Genomic DNA, 17847 nt, shown 5'->3' with positions numbered 1-17847 from the left:
CTATGATAACCGGTTAGGCCAGAACGAAAAACGGCCAGGGAGTGAATCCTGACCGTTTTTAAGGATTTAGCCTCTTTTAGACTTTGTCATTCGCCAAGTAGAACCAGGTATCCATGACTGAATCAGGGTTGAGTGACACACTGTCGATACCCTGCTGCATCAACCAACGGGCAAGATCAGGGTGGTCCGAAGGTCCTTGTCCACAGATACCCACATATTTACCCTGCGCCTTACAGGCGGTAATCGCCATCTCAAGAAGACGCTTAACCGCTTCGTTTCGCTCATCGAACAGATGCGCAATAAGGCCCGAATCACGGTCCAAGCCGAGTGTCAGCTGAGTCAGGTCGTTCGAACCAATTGAGAAGCCGTCAAAGTACTCAAGGAACTGGTCAGCGAGTAGTGCGTTGGATGGGATTTCACACATCATGATCAACTTAAGACCGTTCTGTCCGCGCTGAAGCCCATTCTCCGCCAACAGATCTACGACCTGTTTTGCCTCGCCTGGTGTGCGTACGAACGGCACCATGATCTCAACATTGGTTAGACGCATCTCATCACGGACACGTTTCAATGCACGACACTCCAGCTCAAAACAGTCACGGAAGTCTTCAGAGATGTAGCGAGCAGCACCACGGAAACCTAGCATTGGGTTCTCTTCATGCGGTTCGAACGATTGACCACCGATCAGGTGACCGTACTCATTAGATTTGAAGTCCGACATACGAACGATCACTTTCTTAGGGTAGAAAGCGGCCGCAAGCGTTGAGATACCCTCAGTCAATTTATCAACGTAGAAATCAACAGGCGATTTGTAACCTGCGATGCGGCGTTCAATAACCTGACGCACATCACGTGGTTGCTCCTCTAGATTAATCAACGCTTTCGGGTGAACACCAATCATTCGGTTGATAATGAACTCTAAACGCGCCAGACCAACACCAGCATTCGGCAGTGATTGGAAGTCAAAGGCACGGTCTGGGTTACCCACGTTCATCATAATGTCGAACGGCAGCGATGGCATCTGTTCAACATTGTTTGTAGTGTGTTCAAAGTCTAGACAACCCGCGTAGACGTAGCCTGTATCACCTTCTGCACAGCTAACAGTCACCTCTTGGCCGTCAGTCAGTGCAGAGGTTGCATCACCACAGCCCACGATAGCAGGAATACCTAACTCACGTGCAATGATCGCCGCGTGACAGGTACGACCACCACGGTTCGTTACGATCGCTGATGCACGTTTCATAACCGGCTCCCAATCTGGGTCGGTCATATCCGTTACCAACACATCACCATCCTGAACGGTGTGCATCTCATCAAGTGACTTAACAAGACGAACAACACCGGCGCCAATTCGGTGACCAATCGAACGACCTTCAACGAGGACCTGACCCTTCTCTTTCATCAGGTAGCGTTCGATCACGGTTTTTTGTGTCTGACTGCGAACCGTTTCTGGACGAGCCTGAACGATGTAAAGCTGACCATCATCCCCATCACGAGCCCACTCGACATCCATTGGACGGCCGTAGTGGTTCTCAATGATGACGGCAATGCGCGCCAACTCTTCTACCTCTTCATCCGTCACACAGAAACGGTTGCGATCCGCATAAGAGACATCGACCGTCTCTACCGCCTTACCCGCACTGTGCTCATCCGTGTAGATCATCTTGATCGCTTTAGAGCCCATGGTACGACGAAGAATCGCAGGAGCGTTCTGCTTTAGAGTGGGTTTGTAGACGTAGAACTCATCAGGGTTAACTGCGCCCTGAACAACGGTTTCGCCCAAACCGTACGCGGCGGTGATGAAGACAACGTGCTGGAAACCTGATTCTGTGTCCAATGAGAAGAGAACGCCCGATGCGCCGGTCTCACTGCGAACCATGCGTTGAATACCCGCAGATAGCGCTACTTCAGCGTGAGTAAATCCTTTGTGAACTCGGTAAGAGATGGCGCGATCGTTATATAGGGAAGCAAACACCTCTTTGATCGCGTGTTTAACATTATCTAGGCCTTTAATATTTAGGAAGGTCTCTTGCTGGCCAGCAAAAGAGGCATCTGGCAAATCTTCTGCAGTCGCCGATGAGCGCACTGCGACACTGATCTCAGCTTGGCCATCCAACATCTCTGCGTAAGCTGTTTCGATCGCAGCATCCAATTCAGGTTGAAAATCCGCATCCATAATCCACTGACGAATCTGACCGCCAGTTTCCGCCAATGCACGCGTATCATCTGCATCCAGCTCATCAAGACGTGCATTAATACGATCCGCCAAACCACCATAGGCTAGGAACTCTCGATACGCTTCGGCAGTCGTGGCAAAGCCACCCGGTACACGCACTCCGGCTTCACTCAATTGACTGATCATTTCACCAAGAGAGGCATTCTTACCACCTACTTTTTCCACATCGGTCATGCGCGCCTGATCAAGACGAATCACGTATTCTGTCAAAGCACTATCTCCTAAACTTTGGTCGTTAAACTGAGTATTTACTACCCAATACACGCCATACTAGAGGAAGAAAAGAGAAATAAAACCCCTTTTTAAAAATGTAATTTCGCTACAAAAACTCTAGTATAGGGCATTGAATTTAGTCGAATTGAGTATCCAAAATGAAGCGCACCGCTTTCTTTATATCGGACGGAACCGGCATCACAGCTGAAGTTCTTGGTAACAGTCTGCTTAGCCAATTTGAGTCGGTAAAGTTTGAAGAGATCACCCTTCCCTACATCGATACACCCGAAAAGGTCGAAGCCGTTATTCAACGCATTAACGAGACAGGCAAACAAGACGGACATCGTCCAATTGTGTTCGATACCTTTGTTAATGCAGAGTACCGCGCAATGATCGCTGATGCTGAGTCCTACAACATCGACATCTTCTCGACCTTTTTAAAACCGCTTGAATCCGAGCTCGATACCGCATCGACCTACACGGTTGGTAAATCACACGCGATTAACCAAATTGATCGCTACAAGGCCCGTATCGATTCGGTTAACTTTGCGTTGGATAACGATGACGGCGCCAGAACTCAGCAGTACAAAGAGGCTGACATTATCCTAGTCGGTGTCTCCCGTTGCGGTAAAACACCCACCTGCCTCTACATGGCACTGCAGTACGGTATTCGCGCCGCCAACTACCCACTGACCGAAGAGGATATGGGCGGTGAAGATCTACCCGATATTCTTAAGCAACACCGTGAAAAGCTGTATGGATTGACCATCGATCCGTTCCAGCTTGCCGCGATTCGTAATGAGAGACGCCCAAACAGCCGATACTCGTCACTCGACCAATGCGATCTTGAGACTCGCACGGCTGAGCGCTATTTCCGCCAGAACAATATGCAATCGATCAATACCACCAACTTCTCGATTGAAGAGATCAGTACACGCATCATGGCCGATGCTAATCTCAATCGACGCATTGTTTAGGAGCCTATCATGCCACTACCCACACCGGCTGCGAGGACGCATCGCCATACACGACAGGTCACCTGCACTGGCTATAAGCGTGAGGATGGGCTTTGGGATATTGAAGGCCATCTCGTCGATACCAAAGCTGATGAGATGCCATTAAGTGAATTTATCTTAAAAGCGGGCGACCCACTGCACGATATGGCGATCCGCCTGACTGTTGATCTTGATCTGAACATACACGCCGTTGAAACCACGATGGATGCCACCCCCTACACAATGTGTCCAGGTATCGCACCGGTATATAAACAGTTAGAGGGAGAGTCGATTAGACCCGGCTTTACCAAAAAGGTGAGAGATCTGTTTGGCGGCATTCAAGGCTGTACACACCTGGTTGAGCTATTAGGTCCAGTAGCGACAACGGCCATACAAGTCACCTTTCAAGAGCGCCATCGATTAGCAAAAAGCACGGCTGAATCACCGGTTTCCGCGCAACTCAACAGCTGCCACACCTACGCTGAAGACTCGCCTGTCGTCGAACAATATTGGCCCGAACTCTATAAAGGTTAACCAGTATGGCACTGATCGACAGAGATAACTGCACGCTATTCGTAATTGATGTTCAGGGGAGGTTGCTACCGGCTGTGCAATCACCAGAACAGACCCTCGCTAATACCGTCGCACTGGTTGAGGTGGCGCAACTTCTTGAGATACCCATCGCCTACTCTGAACAGTATCCACAAGGTCTTGGAGCCACTGAAGAGTCGCTACTATCGCTTCTTGAAGGTAAGGCTGAGCGGTTCGAAAAACAGAGCTTTTCATGCGTAAGTGAACCACAGATAAAAACCGCGTTGAATCAGTGGGAGCGCAAACAGATCATCATTACAGGCATGGAGACACATGTCTGTGTTCTTCAAACAGTCTTAGAACTTAGTGAAATGGGATTTCAGGTTTTTGTGGTCGAAGACGCTGTCAGTTCACGAAAGGCCGAGGATAAAGTGCTGGCTCTTAAGCGAATGCAACAAAACCAAGTGACCCTGGTTTCAAAAGAGATGGTGATGTTTGAGTGGTTAAAGCGTGCCGATCATCCTAAGTTTAAAGAGATCAGTAGAGAGTTCATTCGATAGATAGCTAGAAACAGAAGAGCCAGCTATTTGCTGGCTCTTTAGCAACTAAAATTAATGACTACTCTTGTGGGAACTTGTAGTAGGTCTTGTTGAGGTAAGCCGTAACATCGGCAACCTCTTCCGGGAACCAGCCGACATTCATCTTGTCGTTACAGCCCTGAACCCAGGCCTGTTCAAGATTTTTATAGCTGGAAGCCATACGGTCTGAACGAGTGTAAAAGGCAGGTTCGTGACAGGTTGCGCAGGTCACATCATCACGCATTTCGCCGTTAATCTCTCGCTCAAAATAGGTTTCATCATAAAGCTCCTTGCCGTTATCCGCGTCGGCAGCAAGTGCTACGACAGGGGTCAACAGAAGGGCTGCAAACAGAGTACTTTTTTTCATTTTCATCACTCCAAAGAGCAGGACAATTGTCTTGCCTAAGCTCAGTTATTGCTTAAAGTTGATTGCTCATTTGTAAAAACTGTTCTGGCGAGGGTACACCCACCAGAGTTAACTCTTTTCGATACTGACCAAGTCCATCATAAAAGATAAGCGTTGGCGGACCAAGTACTTCATAGCGCTTTGTAAGCTGCTTCGACGCTTCATCATTAGCCGTCACATCTACTTTTACCAGCAACATTTGCGCCATCCTGTTCTGAACGGCTGAGTCAGCGAAAGTGACGTAATCCAGCTCCTTACAGGAGACACACCAATCCGCGTAGTAATCCAGTAAAACAGCCTGTCCTCTCGATTTAGCCAGGCTCAATTGAGCGTCTAAATCGGTTGGATTGGTCACGGTTACAAACTCAATCTTCGCTGCCGTCGTGGCTTCACTTGTCGATACGAGGCCTTTCAATGGGTAGATCAAACTCTTACCACCGGACAGAAGCCCTAGGGTTAAAGAGGCACCGTAAACGAGCAGGATAACCCCTACCCCTTTGGCGATCTTCTTAACACCATGAACTTCCGAGGCGTGACTTTCAAAGACCCCCATAAAGACAGAGGTGATGATAAGGATCAACGCGACTAACCCCATCGTCACCTCAACCGGCACGATGCGATCTAACATCCAAACCGCCATCAAAAGAAGAACGACACCAAAACCGGCTTTGACACTCTCCATCCAAAGACCCGCACGTGGCATGTACTTGGCTGCAGAGGTGCCGATCAATATCAGAGGAATACCCATACCAATCGACAGTGAAAAGAGTGCTAACCCGCCAATAACAGGATCACCCGTTTGACCAATATAGATCAAAGCGCCCGCCAACGGAGCAGCCATACAGGGACCCACAATCAGTGCAGAGAGGAAGCCCATTACAGCCACACCAACATAACTGCCACCTTTCTGTTTATCAGAATTGCGACTCAACCAGGTTTGAACAGAGGACGGCATCTGCAGCTCGTAAAAGCCAAACATAGAGCCTGCCAACAGCACAAACAGAAGACTGAAGAGAGCAATTACGGCAGGAGCCTGAAGTGCCGCTTGCAGATTCGCTCCAAACACTCCTGCCAGCACCCCAGCGATTGTGTAGGTCACCGCCATAGCCAGCACATAGATGATCGACAGGGCTAATCCATGCTTAGCATTAGTGTTGTGACCATGACCGGCAATAATGCCCGACAGAATGGGAATCATCGGAAATACACAGGGCGTCAACGACAGAGCCAAACCCGCTAAAAAGAAGACGCCAATCAAAGTCCAAGAGGAGCTACCTGATAGGGTTTGTAAGAACTGATCCTGCTCACTGACAATCTCTGTCGTAGTTGCGTCAGCTGAAGCTGTTTTTGCAGCCTGTGAAGCCTCCGCTAGACCAGTATAGGCAACCACACCGGTCACCGGTGGATAACAGATCCCCCCTTCCCAGCAACCTTGGTAGCTGACATCAAATTGACCGTCAGCCGCTGCAGTGGTTTGACGCGCCAGCTCAACGGTCACCTCAGCGCGATCATGAAACACCTCTACAACACCAAAGACAGGATCCTCTTTAGTATCAGTCGCGGAATCGGATCGGCTAACTTGGCTAACCCCTTCTGGAAGGGTTAACTCGATTCGATCTTGGTAGAGGTAGTAACGAGGCTCAATATCCCATACCAATAGAAAGCGGTTAGCATCCAGTTGCTGAGCACTGAATTTAAACGCCTGTTCAACCTCTAACGGCTCATCACTGTTACCACCAAACAGAGACGCATTGGCGCCTGACAGTGACAATATGAACGCCATTAACAGGCTGAGTGTGAATTTGATAGAACGCACAAAGTCCTCGCATTAAAACTTATCTATCGCAATAACGAAGATTTAAATTACACAGTTAGAGCTATTATTCCGTTTTGTCGGTCATAGATCACTAAAATTCGTATTTTATACTGACAGAGCCCTTAAACCAGACCATTGACTGTGTTACAAACGCTCTTCTTTCAAAGGATTATTCGGATTTAACCCATGACCGATACTCGTATTGACGATTTAAACGTCGAATCAAATGACCCACTGGTCACACCCAATCAGCTTAAAAAAGAGTTACCTCTGTCTGATAAAGCTGCCGCGAGCGTGATGGCCGGCCGCAACACCATCAAACAGATTCTTAAGCGCGAAGATAAGCGCCTGTTCATCGTGGTAGGCCCTTGCTCTATTCACGATCCAGAAGCCGCGATCGAATATGGTCGTCGCCTATTGAAGCTGCAAGAGCAAGTAAAAGATTCACTCTACCTAGTGATGCGAGTTTACTTTGAAAAACCACGTACCACCGTCGGTTGGAAAGGGTTGATCAACGACCCTCATATGAACGACAGCTTTGAGATTGAAGAGGGTCTTCGCATTGGTCGTAAGTTACTGCTTGATCTAGCTGAGATGGGCCTTCCTCTGGCGACTGAAGCATTGGATCCAATCTCACCACAGTACATGCAGGACCTTATTACTTGGTCAGCCATTGGCGCGCGTACCACTGAATCGCAAACCCACCGTGAAATGTCCTCAGGCCTATCTTGTGCCGTTGGCTTTAAAAACGGGACTGACGGAAGCTTAGATGTTGCTATTAATGCGATGCAATCGGTCAGCCACCCTCACAGTTTCTTGGGGATCAACTCAGAAGGTCAGGTATCCATCGTCCGCACTCGTGGTAACCAATACAGTCATGTCGTACTTCGTGGTGGTGCGGGACGTGCCAACTACGACACCGTCAGCGTCAATCTAACAGAGCAAGCGTTAGAGAAAGCGAAGCTGCCACAGAACATTATGATCGACTGTAGCCATGCTAACTCAAACAAAGATCACAACCGCCAGCCACTGGTGGCTAAGGATGCAATGCATCAGATCGTTCAGGGCAACCGCTCAATCATCGGTCTTATGATCGAGTCGCACATTAATGAGGGCAACCAGTCGATCCCTTCAGATCTCAGTGAATTGAAATACGGTGTATCGGTGACGGATGCCTGTATCAACTGGGAGACGACCGAAAGCTCACTGATTGAGATGAATGATCAGCTTGCTGAGATTCTAAAAACTCGATAAGCATCGATCGGATACAAAAAAGGGAAGCGGTTACGCTTCCCTTTTTCATTTCAGCGGATCAGTGATGATCGCTGCCACAACCACAAGATGACTCACCCCAGTATTTCAATTTACTGGTTTGACCGATACCTGCGTTGAATCCATTGGTTGGATCCAGACTACGGTAGAACTCTTTAAGCGCCTCTTTCGCAGCATACTCATGACCAACGTTATGTTCCGCTGGGTATTCAGCACCACGCGCATCAAAGGTATCCAAAATCTGGTTCTTAACCGCTTTGGCATCAACACCTGGTTTCATGATGTAGTTCTGGTGCATGACGTGGCAGAAGAAGTGACCATAGTAGACCTTAACGGCAATTTGATCCGCTAGCTCTTGTGGCAGCGTTTCAAACCAGTCGCGCTCATTACGAGGAAAGGCCACATCGATGGTCATGACCGCACCTAGCTTATCGCCTTCCATGATTTTATTACGTCCAATCGCACCACCCGCAACAAAACGGTGCAGTATGGCCTGCTCTGCTTCGCGCTCAGTACACTCGAAATACTCACCTTCGTTCGTTTTAAAGAACTCATTAAGGTAAGCGCGCATCTCATCGACACACTCATTCCCTGTTTCGAGAATCCAGTGGTGTTCAAAGCGATCACGATACTCTTCCATGCTAGCGGGTAGATGATTTGGCCATAGGTAGCTCATCCACTGCAGCATCTTGTCCGAGAAGTTTTTCGGTAAAAAGCCTAGCTTATTGGTCCAACGATCAACGGTGCGTTTAATCGCAAACATCTTAGGCATGTAGGAAGCACCGAGTTTGTCGATCACGATGAACGAATCTTTACCGTACTTCTTAGAGACGTCATAACAGGTACGGTGAATGTACTCACCGGCGATAGGCAGATTCTTAAAGGTCGACAAGATATCGCGACGCATCTGCTCCATAACCGCAGGGTCATTAGTACCAACGTAGAACACCTGCTGTTTCTTTGGAATCTCGAAGGTATCCATACGCACAGCAAAGACGGCCAATTTACCGGCACAACCAGACGCTTCGTGCAGACGACGACCATCATTGTTGTAGCGAGAGGGTGTCTCAGCATCAATATCACGAATACGATCGTTGTACTCGTTATCGGAACCCAGCAGATCTGGGTACTGGACATCATCAGCGCGATAACGCTCGTACTGAAGATTTTCGAGCATCTCCTCAGGTGTATCACCCAAGTTGATTCCTAGATTGTTCACCAACTCCAACTCACCGTCGGCATTGATCTGAGCAAAGATAGACATCTCTGTGTAAGCAGGACCACGCTGAACTAACGCACCGCCAGAGTTGTTACAGATACCACCGACAATAGACGCACCAATACATGAGGAACCGATGACAGAGTGAGGCTCACGACCGTATGGACGCAGGCGATCTTCCAGACCAAAAAGCGTAGAACCCGCAAGACCCACAATCTGTTTGCCCTGATCAATCAGGTGAATAGAGTCGATGCGCATGGTACTGATGATCACGATAGGACGATCGTAATCGTCACCATTAGGGGTAGAGCCACCGGTCAAACCGGTATTCGCGGCCTGCATAATGACGATCACATCCGCTTTGACACAGGCTTGCAGACAGTGCCAAACCTCAACCAAGGTTCCAGGACGAACGACAGCTAATGCACTACCACCACCCAGACGAAAACCGGTAGCGTAAGGCGCCACACGATCAGATTCGGTTATTGCGTACTTCTTACCAACAATGGTTTGTAACTGCGAAATAAGTGCCTGAGTCGACATTATTCAAAGCCTCTATCTTAAAATCAGATGCGGATTATAACGGATCCTGCGGGGAATTAAATTTAGCTTTCGCAATGCACAAAAAAAGAGATCACTTTTATCTGCCCTCATTATGTAAAAACCAAAAAGTTGACATATCAACTTTTTGGATCTATTGTTCATTTCACAATAAATAACACCATCGGAGAGAAGCAATGAGTTCAATGGATACCGATCTAATTCATGACGATCAGCCTTACAAAAACCATCCATATCAAGGTAAACAGATCAAAACACTACCACTGGCTTCATCAATGGGTGCTGAGGTACTGGATGTTCAGTTAAAAGATCTTGATGACGAAGCCTTTGAAGAGCTCAAAGAGGCACTCTGGCACCACAAGATGATCTTCTTGCGTAAGCAGAATCTCTCCCCTGCTGATCAGTTGGAGTTTACAAAGCGCTTTGGCGAGTTAGGTACCGATGCTTACACCACAGGTCTTCCTGGCTTCCCAGATGTACAACCTGTTATCAAAGAGGCTGATACCAAATCTAAAATCATCTTTGGCGGTGGTCACCATACCGATTCAGCCTTTCTAGAAAGACCACCATCAATCAGTGTACTTCACGGCATCGAAATTCCACCCTATGGTGGTGACACCATCTGGTACAACTCAGTGATGGCGTATGAGAGCCTGTCTGCTGGCATGAAAAAGATGCTAGCGCCGCTAAAGGTTCATATGGCTGCTGACCGCGTTATAGGCTCTATGAAAAAAGTGGTTGAACAGACAAAGAACATGACTTCAATGACCGATATCGAGTTAGAAATTGATATCGACGCGATGATGCGCGGAAACTTCCATCCGATGGTTCGCAAGCATCCAGAGTCAGGTCAAGTGTCACTCTATGTTGATGGGGTTTACTCGGTCAATATCGAAGGCATGGAACGCCGCGAGTCAGAACCTCTGCTTAAATTCCTACACGAGCACGCAACGCAGGAGTTCTTCTGTTGTCGTTTACGCTGGGAAGAGGATACTGTCGCCATTTGGGACAACCGCATCTGTCTTCACCGCGCGTTTAATGATTACGACGGATTCCGTCGTGAACTGCATCGCACAACAGTCATGGGAGAAAAACCTCAGGCTGCGTTTGAAAGTTAATGTCAGATAAATTGGACATTATTCGACACAGAGAGGGGCATGAAGTTCTCGACTATGATCGATACCTTCAACACCTTATCTCTGTGATCGCCAATAGGCTGACAAGCTACTCATCAAGCCAGTACCTATCGCAATTTGGTTTGGGCTCAGTTGAGATGCGGGTTCTCGCATCTCTGGCTTATAAGCCAAACCAAAAGGCAGCTGAAGTCTGCTCCCTGATCAGCATAGATAAGGCAGCGGCCAGTCGAGCCATGGCTAAACTGGACTCACAAAATCTGCTCGTTGGTGAAACAGCCACACCCAAAGGCAAGCAAAAACGCTGGTCACTTAGTGAAAAGGGTTGGGCACTACATCAACGCTTCTTGGACGTGGTGCTTGATCGTCATGAGAGAGTCGTAAAAGAGATTGATGAGAGTGAATTAGTTCAATTTGTTGGGACCCTTCACAAATTGATTAAAAATATTGAAACGCTCGACACCGAATAAATAAAAGGACAGAACATGAGTAACGATCCAAGATTTCAGGTAGATCTACCCGATGCACCTGAAGGCATGAGTGACACTGAATGGCAAGCCCGCCTTCAACTCGCAGCGACCTACAGAATGGTTGATCACTTTGGCTGGACATTCATTGTCTACAACCATATCAGCCTGCGTATTCCTGGAACTGATGAGTTTTTAATCAACCCGTTCGGGGTTCGTTATGATGAAATGCGCGCATCAGACCTGATTAAGATCGATATTGATGGTAACGCCCTTTCTGAAAGTGAGTGGAACGTCAACAAAGCAGGCTACACCATTCACTCAACGATTCATAAAGCCCGCCCCGATTTGCACTGTATATTGCATACACACGAGCCAGTTTCGCAGTCACTGTGCGCGCTGGATTCACCGTTGATTCCTGTTACACAAGAGGGTTGTCAGTTCTTCGAACGCACTGGCTATCATGACTTTGAAGGGATCGTTCTGGATGGCTCCGAGGGACCACGACTAGCGGCGGCAATGGGTGATACCAACCATACGCTTGTTCTAAAGAACCACGGTCTTCTCACAGCAGGCCCAACCTGTACCTGGGCCTTTGTAAGACACTTTGCTTTCATTAGAAATGCAGAGGTGCAATTGGCTGCTATGGCGGCAGGCAACCTGAACCCAATTGATGAAGAGATCATTCGAAAAACTCGTCATCAGTTCGAAGGCGGCGAAGCTCAGGCAAATGCAAAAGTGAGACACCCAGAGTGGCCAGCGTTGATCCGCTTGATCGATCAGAAAGATCCTAGCTGGAAACTGTAAAAGAAAAAGCCCTCTGACAAGAGGGCTTTTTAGTGGGCATAATTATATGCCACCCATACAGAGGTATTTAATCTCTAGGTAGTCATCCAGACCGTACTTAGACCCTTCTCGACCTTGACCACTCTGCTTAACCCCACCAAAGGGGGCCATTTCTGAAGAGATAATCCCTTCATTGATACCGACAATCCCAACATCCAGTGCTTCAGCAACACGCCAGACACGGCCAATATCGCGGCTGTAGAAATAGGCTGCCAAGCCAAATTCTGTGTCATTTGCCAGTGCGATGGCCTCCTCTTCTGATTCAAACTTGTAGATAGGTGCCACAGGACCAAAGGTCTCTTCGTAAGTCACACACATATCGGTTGTGATGTCAGCCAGTATGGTCGGCTCAAAGAAGGTGCCACCCAGTGAATGCGGTTTACCACCTAGTACAACCCGAGCTCCCTTCTCTACTGCGTCTTTGATGTGTCGTTCAACCTTTTCGACCGCAGCTTGGTTGATCAGAGGACCTTGAACAGCGTCGTCCTCCTCAAGACCGTTACCCACTTTAAAGGCTGAAACACGCTCAGCGAGCTTTTGAAGGAATGACTCATAGATACCGCTTTGGACAATGATACGGTTGGCGCAGACACAGGTTTGGCCAGTGTTTCGATACTTAGATGCAATCACACCTTCGATAGCCGCATCCAAATCAGCATCATCAAAAACGACGAAGGGGGCATTTCCTCCCAGCTCCATACTGACTTTTTTGACGCTGTCGGCGGCTTGTTTCATTAGAATCTTGCCGACCTGCGTCGAACCAGTGAAGGAAATTTTACGAACTTTATCTGAACTCGTAAGCGCACTGCCTACGGCAGCCGCTTTAGCTCTCGAGCTTGTCACAATGTTGATAAGACCCGTAGGGATACCTGCTCGTGCTGCAAGTTCTGCCAGTGCGAGAGATGAAAGCGGTGTATCTTCTGCCGGTTTAGCAACCACTGGACATCCCGCTGCTAGCGCTGGTGCAATCTTGCGCGCAATCATGGCATTCGGGAAGTTCCAAGGAGTGATTGCACCCACTACACCGACTGGCTGCTTGATAACAACTAAACGCTTATCACCCGTAGCTGCAGGAATGGTATCACCATAAACACGCTTGGCCTCTTCAGCGAACCACTCGATGTAGCTCGCGCCGTAAGCGACCTCACCACGCGCTTCTGCAAGAGGCTTACCCTGTTCTGCTGTCATCAAACGCGCTAGATCTTCCTGATTCTCCATGACCAAATCAAACCAACGACGGATAAGATTAGCTTTCTGTTTGCACGGAACGGCTTTCCAATCGGCCCAAGCAGCATCGGCCGCGTCGATAGCTCGTTGAGTATCGACCTCATCCATATCGGGAACTTCAGCAAGTAACTCTCCAGTAGCTGGATTGGTCACGGCGAATGTTTCGCCGGAATGTGAGTCTACCCACTGACCATTAATAAACGCTTTAGAGATAAGAAGAGAGGTGTCGCTAAGTTGAAGTGGCATGATCAAAAGATCCTGTGGTCTGGTTATAAACGTTATTCAATATAAACAATACGTTAACCCGATGGAAAGGATCAATTATATGCTGTTTTGCGGAGTGAAATTCACTTGTTTAGTGGTGAATGAAGAAAGGGCGGATGACAGGCTGAAGGCCTGTCACCTGGGTACTAACCCACTACGCAGTTACCGTGCCAGGCCTTCAGCCTGACATCGGCACTTTCAGCATTTTCCAGAGACTAAAAGGTATCCCCTGGAACATGCACAGAACCCGTCATTAGAAGACGCGCACTTCGGCTCATGATGGCGGCTTTAGCAGTCCACTCACCATTCACCTCTTCCGCTTTTGCACCGACACGCAAGGTACCCGATGGGTGACCAAAGCGAACGGCATCGCGCTCTCCGCCACCGGCAGCGAGGTTAACCAGCGTACCCGGTACTGCTGCTGCCGTTGCGATAGCAACTGCCGCTGTACCCATCATCGCGTGATGAAGTTTACCCATAGACAGTGCACGAACTAGAACATCTACATCATCCGTTGTGATCTCTTTACCACTAGACGCTGTGTAGTTCTTTGGTGGTGAGACAAAAGCAATTTTAGGGGTATGTTGACGCGTCTCAGCCTCTTTAAGATCCGTGATTAGACCCATCTTTAGCGCACCGTGGGCACGCATGGTTTCAAAACGCGCTAGCGCTTCAGGATCATTATTGATCGCTTCACGAAGCTCAGTACCTTGGTAACCAATCTCTTCTGCATTGAGGAAGATGGTTGGGATACCTGAGTTGATCATTGTCGCTTTAAAAGTACCCACACCAGGAACTTCAAGATCATCGACAAGATTACCTGTTGGGAACATAGAACCTTCGCCATCGGCTGGATCCATGAACGACACTTCAATCTCAGCTGCGGGGAAAGTGACACCATCAAGCTCGAAGTCACCTGTCTCTTGTACCTGACCATTAGTGATCTGGACTTTACCGATGATGGTCTTCTTGATGTTGGCCTGCCAAATTTTGACTTCGCAGATGCCGTTTTCAGGAATCTTAGCTGGGTCGATTAGCCCTTCATGAATAGCAAAAGGGCCAATAGCCGCCGATAGGTTACCGCAGTTACCTGACCAATCCATAAATGGACGATCGATCGCGACCTGACCAAAAAGGTAGTCAACATCATGATCTGGCATGGTGCTTTTTGAGACGATAACCGTCTTCGATGTCGATGAAGTCGCACCACCCATACCATCAATTTGAGCACCGTATGGATCTGGGCTACCAATGACACGCATTAACAACTTATCGCGCGCTTCACCTGGAACCTGACACGCATCTGGTAAATCCTTCAGATTGAAGAAAACACCCTTAGATGTACCGCCACGCATGTAGGTAGCGCGAACCTGAATTTGAGGAACAAATGCCATTTCAAACATCTCCCTTAATTTAAAAAAGGGCCGCGATGCGACCCCTTGTAGTTAGCCAATTGCTTATGCATTGCCCTCAAGAAAATCTTGAGCAAAGCGTTGCAACACACCACCAGCTTTATAAACACGAACTTCTGCAGCCGTATCAAGACGACAGGTCACTGGTACGCGAACCTGTTCACCGTTACGACGATTGATGATCAGCGTTAGATCTGCACGTGGCGCGATCTCACCTTCCACATCGTACGACTCAGTACCATCAATACCGTAAGTATGACGTGTTTCGCCCTCTTTGAATTGAAGAGGTAGTACGCCCATACCGACTAGGTTAGTACGGTGAATACGCTCGAAACCTTCAGCAACGATCGCTTCAACACCCGCTAGGCGAACACCTTTAGCCGCCCAGTCACGTGATGAGCCCTGACCGTAGTCAGCGCCAGCAACGATGATTAGGTTCTGCTTGCGCTCCATGTAAGTCTCAATCACTTCCCACATGCGCATCTGTTCACCCTGAGGTTCTAGACGAGCTAGAGAACCCTGAATGATCTCGCCGTTCTCATCACGACACATCTCATTCAACAGTTTCGGGTTAGCGAAGGTTGCGCGCTGTGCTGTTAGGTGGTCACCACGGTGAGTTGCGTATGAGTTGAAGTCCTCTTCTGGAAGACCCATCTTAGCAAGGTATTCACCCGCTGCAGACGACGCAAGAATCGCATTCGATGGCGATAGGTGGTCAGTTGTGATGTTGTCACCTAACACTGCCAATGGAAGCATACCTTTTAGCGTACGCTCACCTGCCAACGCACCTTCCCAGTATGGAGGGCGACGAATGTAGGTCGACATTTCACGCCAGTCGTAAAGTGGGCTTGGCGCTTTCTCAGCTTCACCTAGGTCAAACATAGGGATGTAGATCTGCTGGAACTGCTCTGGCTTAACGGCCTTAGCGACAATCGCATCGATCTCTTCATCTGATGGCCAGATATCTTTAAGCGTTACTGGGTTACCGTTGGTATCCGTACCCAATACATCGTTTTCGATATCAAAACGCATCGTACCGGCAATCGCGTAAGCAACGACAAGTGGTGGTGATGCTAGGAATGCCTGCTTAGCGTATGGGTGGATACGGCCGTCGAAGTTACGGTTACCCGATAGTACAGCTGTCGCGTAGAGGTCACGATCAATAATCTCTTGCTGAATCACAGGATCAAGCGCACCCGACATACCGTTACAGGTTGTACAAGCGTATGCCACGATACCGAAGCCCATCTTCTCAAGTTCTGGAAGAAGACCCGCCTCTTCTAGGTAAAGTTTTGCAACTTTTGAACCTGGAGCAAATGACGATTTAACCCAAGGCTTGCGCACAAGGCCAAGCTCGTTAGCACGTTTAGCAACAAGACCTGCAGCAACAACGTTGCGGGGGTTAGAGGTGTTGGTACACGAAGTGATCGCTGCGATGATCACTGCGCCATCTGGTAGCAGGCCATCAGCCTCTTCCGCTTTCGCTGCAGCCAATTTCGCTTCGTCAGCGATACCGCGATTGGTTAGATCCGAAGTTGGTAGACGACGGTGTGGGTTTGATGGACCTGCCATGTTACGGACAACAGTTGATAGATCAAACTCAAGAACTCGCTCGTATTCAGCCGTAACAAGATCGGTCGCCCATAGGCCAGTCTCTTTAGCGTACTGCTCAACCAGTGCAACCTGCTCTGGTTCACGACCCGTCAGTTTTAGGTAGTCGATCGTCTGGCCATCGATGTAGAACATCGCAGCCGTTGCACCAAACTCTGGAGTCATGTTCGAGATAGTCGCACGGTCACCAATCGATAGTGAATCAGCGCCTTCGCCGAAGAACTCAAGGTATGCACCAACGACACGCTCCTGACGTAGGAACTCAGTCAGAGCCAATACGATATCAGTCGCAGTGATTCCTGGATTACGTTTACCCGTTAGCTTCACACCCACGATGTCTGGAAGACGCATCATTGATGGGTGACCCAGCATAACAGTTTCAGCTTCAAGACCACCGACACCGATCGCGATAACACCCAGTGCATCAACGTGAGGCGTGTGCGAGTCAGTACCGACACAGGTATCAGGGTAGGCAACCCCATCACGCGCCTGAATAACCGGAGACATCTTCTCAAGGTTGATCTGGTGCATGATGCCGTTACCGGCTGGAATTACATCAACGTTTTCAAACGCAGTCTTGGTCCAGTCGATAAAGTGGAAACGGTCTTCGTTACGACGATCTTCAATCGCACGGTTCTTATCGAACGCTTCTGGATCAAAGCCTGGTGCCTCTACTGCCAACGAGTGGTCAACAATCAGCTGAGTTGGCACGACAGGGTTAACCTTAGATGGGTCACCACCCTGATCCGCAATCGCATCACGCAGACCTGCTAGGTCAACCAGTGCTGTTTGACCAAGAATGTCATGACAGACAACACGCGCTGGGTACCAAGGGAAATCGAGGTCACGCTTACGCTCGATTAGCTGTTTTAGCGAATCAGTTAGAGCGTCCGGCTCACAACGGCGAACCAACTGTTCTGCCAATACACGCGATGTGTAGGGAAGCTTCGCATAAGCGCCAGCTTCAATTGCTTCAACCGCTGCACGAGTATCGAAGTAGTCGAGCGTCGTGCCAGTTAAAGATTTACGGTATTGAGTATTCATCATTTCAAGTTCCTAC

General features: G+C 48.7%; 14 protein-coding genes. 7 read left to right on the top strand and 7 right to left on the bottom strand.

The window, feature by feature from the left end:
• Positions 1–76: 76 nt before the first annotated feature.
• On the bottom strand, positions 77–2446 hold the full coding sequence (ppsA, locus tag XMD579_RS04040; RefSeq protein WP_173505886.1) for a phosphoenolpyruvate synthase: 2370 nt from the start codon (positions 2444–2446) through the stop codon (positions 77–79).
• Between the two features lie 161 nt (positions 2447–2607).
• Here ppsA and XMD579_RS04035 point away from each other — a divergent pair, with 161 nt between their 5' ends.
• From XMD579_RS04035 to XMD579_RS04025, 3 genes are read left to right on the top strand one after another with little or no spacing between them, the layout of a single operon-like run.
• Positions 2608–3426 carry a pyruvate, water dikinase regulatory protein gene (locus XMD579_RS04035; protein WP_173505885.1) on the top strand — a complete coding sequence of 273 codons (819 nt, stop codon included), beginning with the start codon at positions 2608–2610 and terminating at the stop codon, positions 3424–3426.
• 9 nt (positions 3427–3435) lie between these two features.
• Positions 3436–3978, top strand: coding sequence for a DUF2889 domain-containing protein (locus XMD579_RS04030; protein WP_173505884.1), 543 nt, complete (start codon positions 3436–3438; stop codon positions 3976–3978).
• Positions 3979–3983: 5 nt separating this feature from the next.
• On the top strand, positions 3984–4535 hold the full coding sequence (locus tag XMD579_RS04025; protein ID WP_173505883.1) for a hydrolase: 552 nt from the start codon (positions 3984–3986) through the stop codon (positions 4533–4535).
• A gap of 58 nt (positions 4536–4593) precedes the next feature.
• Here XMD579_RS04025 and XMD579_RS04020 read toward each other — a convergent pair whose 3' ends face one another.
• Positions 4594–4920, bottom strand: a complete 327-nt coding sequence (locus tag XMD579_RS04020; RefSeq protein ID WP_173481614.1) for a hypothetical protein — start codon at positions 4918–4920, stop codon at positions 4594–4596.
• A 52-nt stretch (positions 4921–4972) separates the two neighbouring features.
• Complete coding sequence (gene dsbD, locus XMD579_RS04015) at positions 4973–6775, bottom strand: protein-disulfide reductase DsbD (protein WP_371815177.1); 1803 nt, start codon at positions 6773–6775, stop codon at positions 4973–4975.
• 186 nt (positions 6776–6961) lie between these two features.
• On the opposite strand from dsbD, the gene XMD579_RS04010 reads away from it, so the two are divergent.
• Positions 6962–8029 (top strand): 3-deoxy-7-phosphoheptulonate synthase, encoded by a 1068-nt coding sequence (locus tag XMD579_RS04010; RefSeq protein WP_173481615.1) that lies wholly within the window; start codon positions 6962–6964, stop codon positions 8027–8029.
• 58 nt (positions 8030–8087) lie between these two features.
• Here XMD579_RS04010 and dld read toward each other — a convergent pair whose 3' ends face one another.
• On the bottom strand, positions 8088–9809 hold the full coding sequence (gene dld / locus XMD579_RS04005; RefSeq protein ID WP_173481616.1) for a D-lactate dehydrogenase: 1722 nt from the start codon (positions 9807–9809) through the stop codon (positions 8088–8090).
• 194 nt (positions 9810–10003) lie between these two features.
• On the opposite strand from dld, the gene XMD579_RS04000 reads away from it, so the two are divergent.
• From XMD579_RS04000 to XMD579_RS03990, 3 genes are read left to right on the top strand one after another with little or no spacing between them, the layout of a single operon-like run.
• Positions 10004–10945 (top strand): TauD/TfdA family dioxygenase, encoded by a 942-nt coding sequence (locus tag XMD579_RS04000; protein ID WP_173481617.1) that lies wholly within the window; start codon positions 10004–10006, stop codon positions 10943–10945.
• The gene (locus tag XMD579_RS03995) at positions 10945–11430 is read left to right on the top strand and encodes a MarR family winged helix-turn-helix transcriptional regulator (RefSeq protein ID WP_173505882.1); all 486 of its coding nucleotides are present in this window, start codon (positions 10945–10947) and stop codon (positions 11428–11430) included. The genes XMD579_RS04000 and XMD579_RS03995 overlap by 1 nt, the downstream gene beginning before the upstream one ends.
• Before the next feature lie 15 nt (positions 11431–11445).
• Complete coding sequence (locus XMD579_RS03990) at positions 11446–12234, top strand: class II aldolase/adducin family protein (RefSeq protein WP_173484301.1); 789 nt, start codon at positions 11446–11448, stop codon at positions 12232–12234.
• A gap of 42 nt (positions 12235–12276) precedes the next feature.
• Here XMD579_RS03990 and XMD579_RS03985 read toward each other — a convergent pair whose 3' ends face one another.
• The 3 genes from XMD579_RS03985 to acnD all read right to left on the bottom strand — a co-directional run bounded on the left by XMD579_RS03985 (position 12277) and on the right by acnD (position 17831).
• On the bottom strand, positions 12277–13746 hold the full coding sequence (locus XMD579_RS03985) for an NAD-dependent succinate-semialdehyde dehydrogenase (RefSeq protein ID WP_173505881.1): 1470 nt from the start codon (positions 13744–13746) through the stop codon (positions 12277–12279).
• A 233-nt stretch (positions 13747–13979) separates the two neighbouring features.
• Positions 13980–15158, bottom strand: a complete 1179-nt coding sequence (gene prpF, locus XMD579_RS03980; RefSeq protein ID WP_173481621.1) for a 2-methylaconitate cis-trans isomerase PrpF — start codon at positions 15156–15158, stop codon at positions 13980–13982.
• Between the two features lie 63 nt (positions 15159–15221).
• Positions 15222–17831 carry a Fe/S-dependent 2-methylisocitrate dehydratase AcnD gene (acnD, locus tag XMD579_RS03975; RefSeq protein WP_173481659.1) on the bottom strand — a complete coding sequence of 870 codons (2610 nt, stop codon included), beginning with the start codon at positions 17829–17831 and terminating at the stop codon, positions 15222–15224.
• Between the last annotated feature and the right edge of the window lie 16 nt (positions 17832–17847).

The organism is Marinobacterium sp. xm-d-579 (genome assembly GCF_013282935.1).
In the GTDB taxonomy this organism is placed as follows: Bacteria; Pseudomonadota; Gammaproteobacteria; order Pseudomonadales; family Balneatricaceae; genus Marinobacterium_E.
The sequence above is the reverse complement of the archived record's forward strand: the minus strand, read 5'-3'. Positions and strand labels throughout refer to the sequence as shown.

What these genes read in the sequence shown, in the direction of transcription:
- XMD579_RS04035 (WP_173505885.1), top strand. Translation starts at nt 2,608, where the DNA reads ATGAAGCGCACCGCTTTCTTTATATCGGACGGAACCGGCATCACAGCT.
- XMD579_RS04030 (WP_173505884.1), top strand. Translation starts at nt 3,436, where the DNA reads ATGCCACTACCCACACCGGCTGCGAGGACGCATCGCCATACACGACAG.
- XMD579_RS04025 (WP_173505883.1), top strand. Translation starts at nt 3,984, where the DNA reads ATGGCACTGATCGACAGAGATAACTGCACGCTATTCGTAATTGATGTT.
- XMD579_RS04020 (WP_173481614.1), bottom strand. Translation starts at nt 4,920, where the DNA reads ATGAAAAAAAGTACTCTGTTTGCAGCCCTTCTGTTGACCCCTGTCGTA.
- XMD579_RS04010 (WP_173481615.1), top strand. Translation starts at nt 6,962, where the DNA reads ATGACCGATACTCGTATTGACGATTTAAACGTCGAATCAAATGACCCA.
- dld (WP_173481616.1), bottom strand. Translation starts at nt 9,809, where the DNA reads ATGTCGACTCAGGCACTTATTTCGCAGTTACAAACCATTGTTGGTAAG.
- XMD579_RS04000 (WP_173481617.1), top strand. Translation starts at nt 10,004, where the DNA reads ATGAGTTCAATGGATACCGATCTAATTCATGACGATCAGCCTTACAAA.
- XMD579_RS03995 (WP_173505882.1), top strand. Translation starts at nt 10,945, where the DNA reads ATGTCAGATAAATTGGACATTATTCGACACAGAGAGGGGCATGAAGTT.
- XMD579_RS03990 (WP_173484301.1), top strand. Translation starts at nt 11,446, where the DNA reads ATGAGTAACGATCCAAGATTTCAGGTAGATCTACCCGATGCACCTGAA.
- XMD579_RS03985 (WP_173505881.1), bottom strand. Translation starts at nt 13,746, where the DNA reads ATGCCACTTCAACTTAGCGACACCTCTCTTCTTATCTCTAAAGCGTTT.
- prpF (WP_173481621.1), bottom strand. Translation starts at nt 15,158, where the DNA reads ATGGCATTTGTTCCTCAAATTCAGGTTCGCGCTACCTACATGCGTGGC.
- acnD (WP_173481659.1), bottom strand. Translation starts at nt 17,831, where the DNA reads ATGAATACTCAATACCGTAAATCTTTAACTGGCACGACGCTCGACTAC.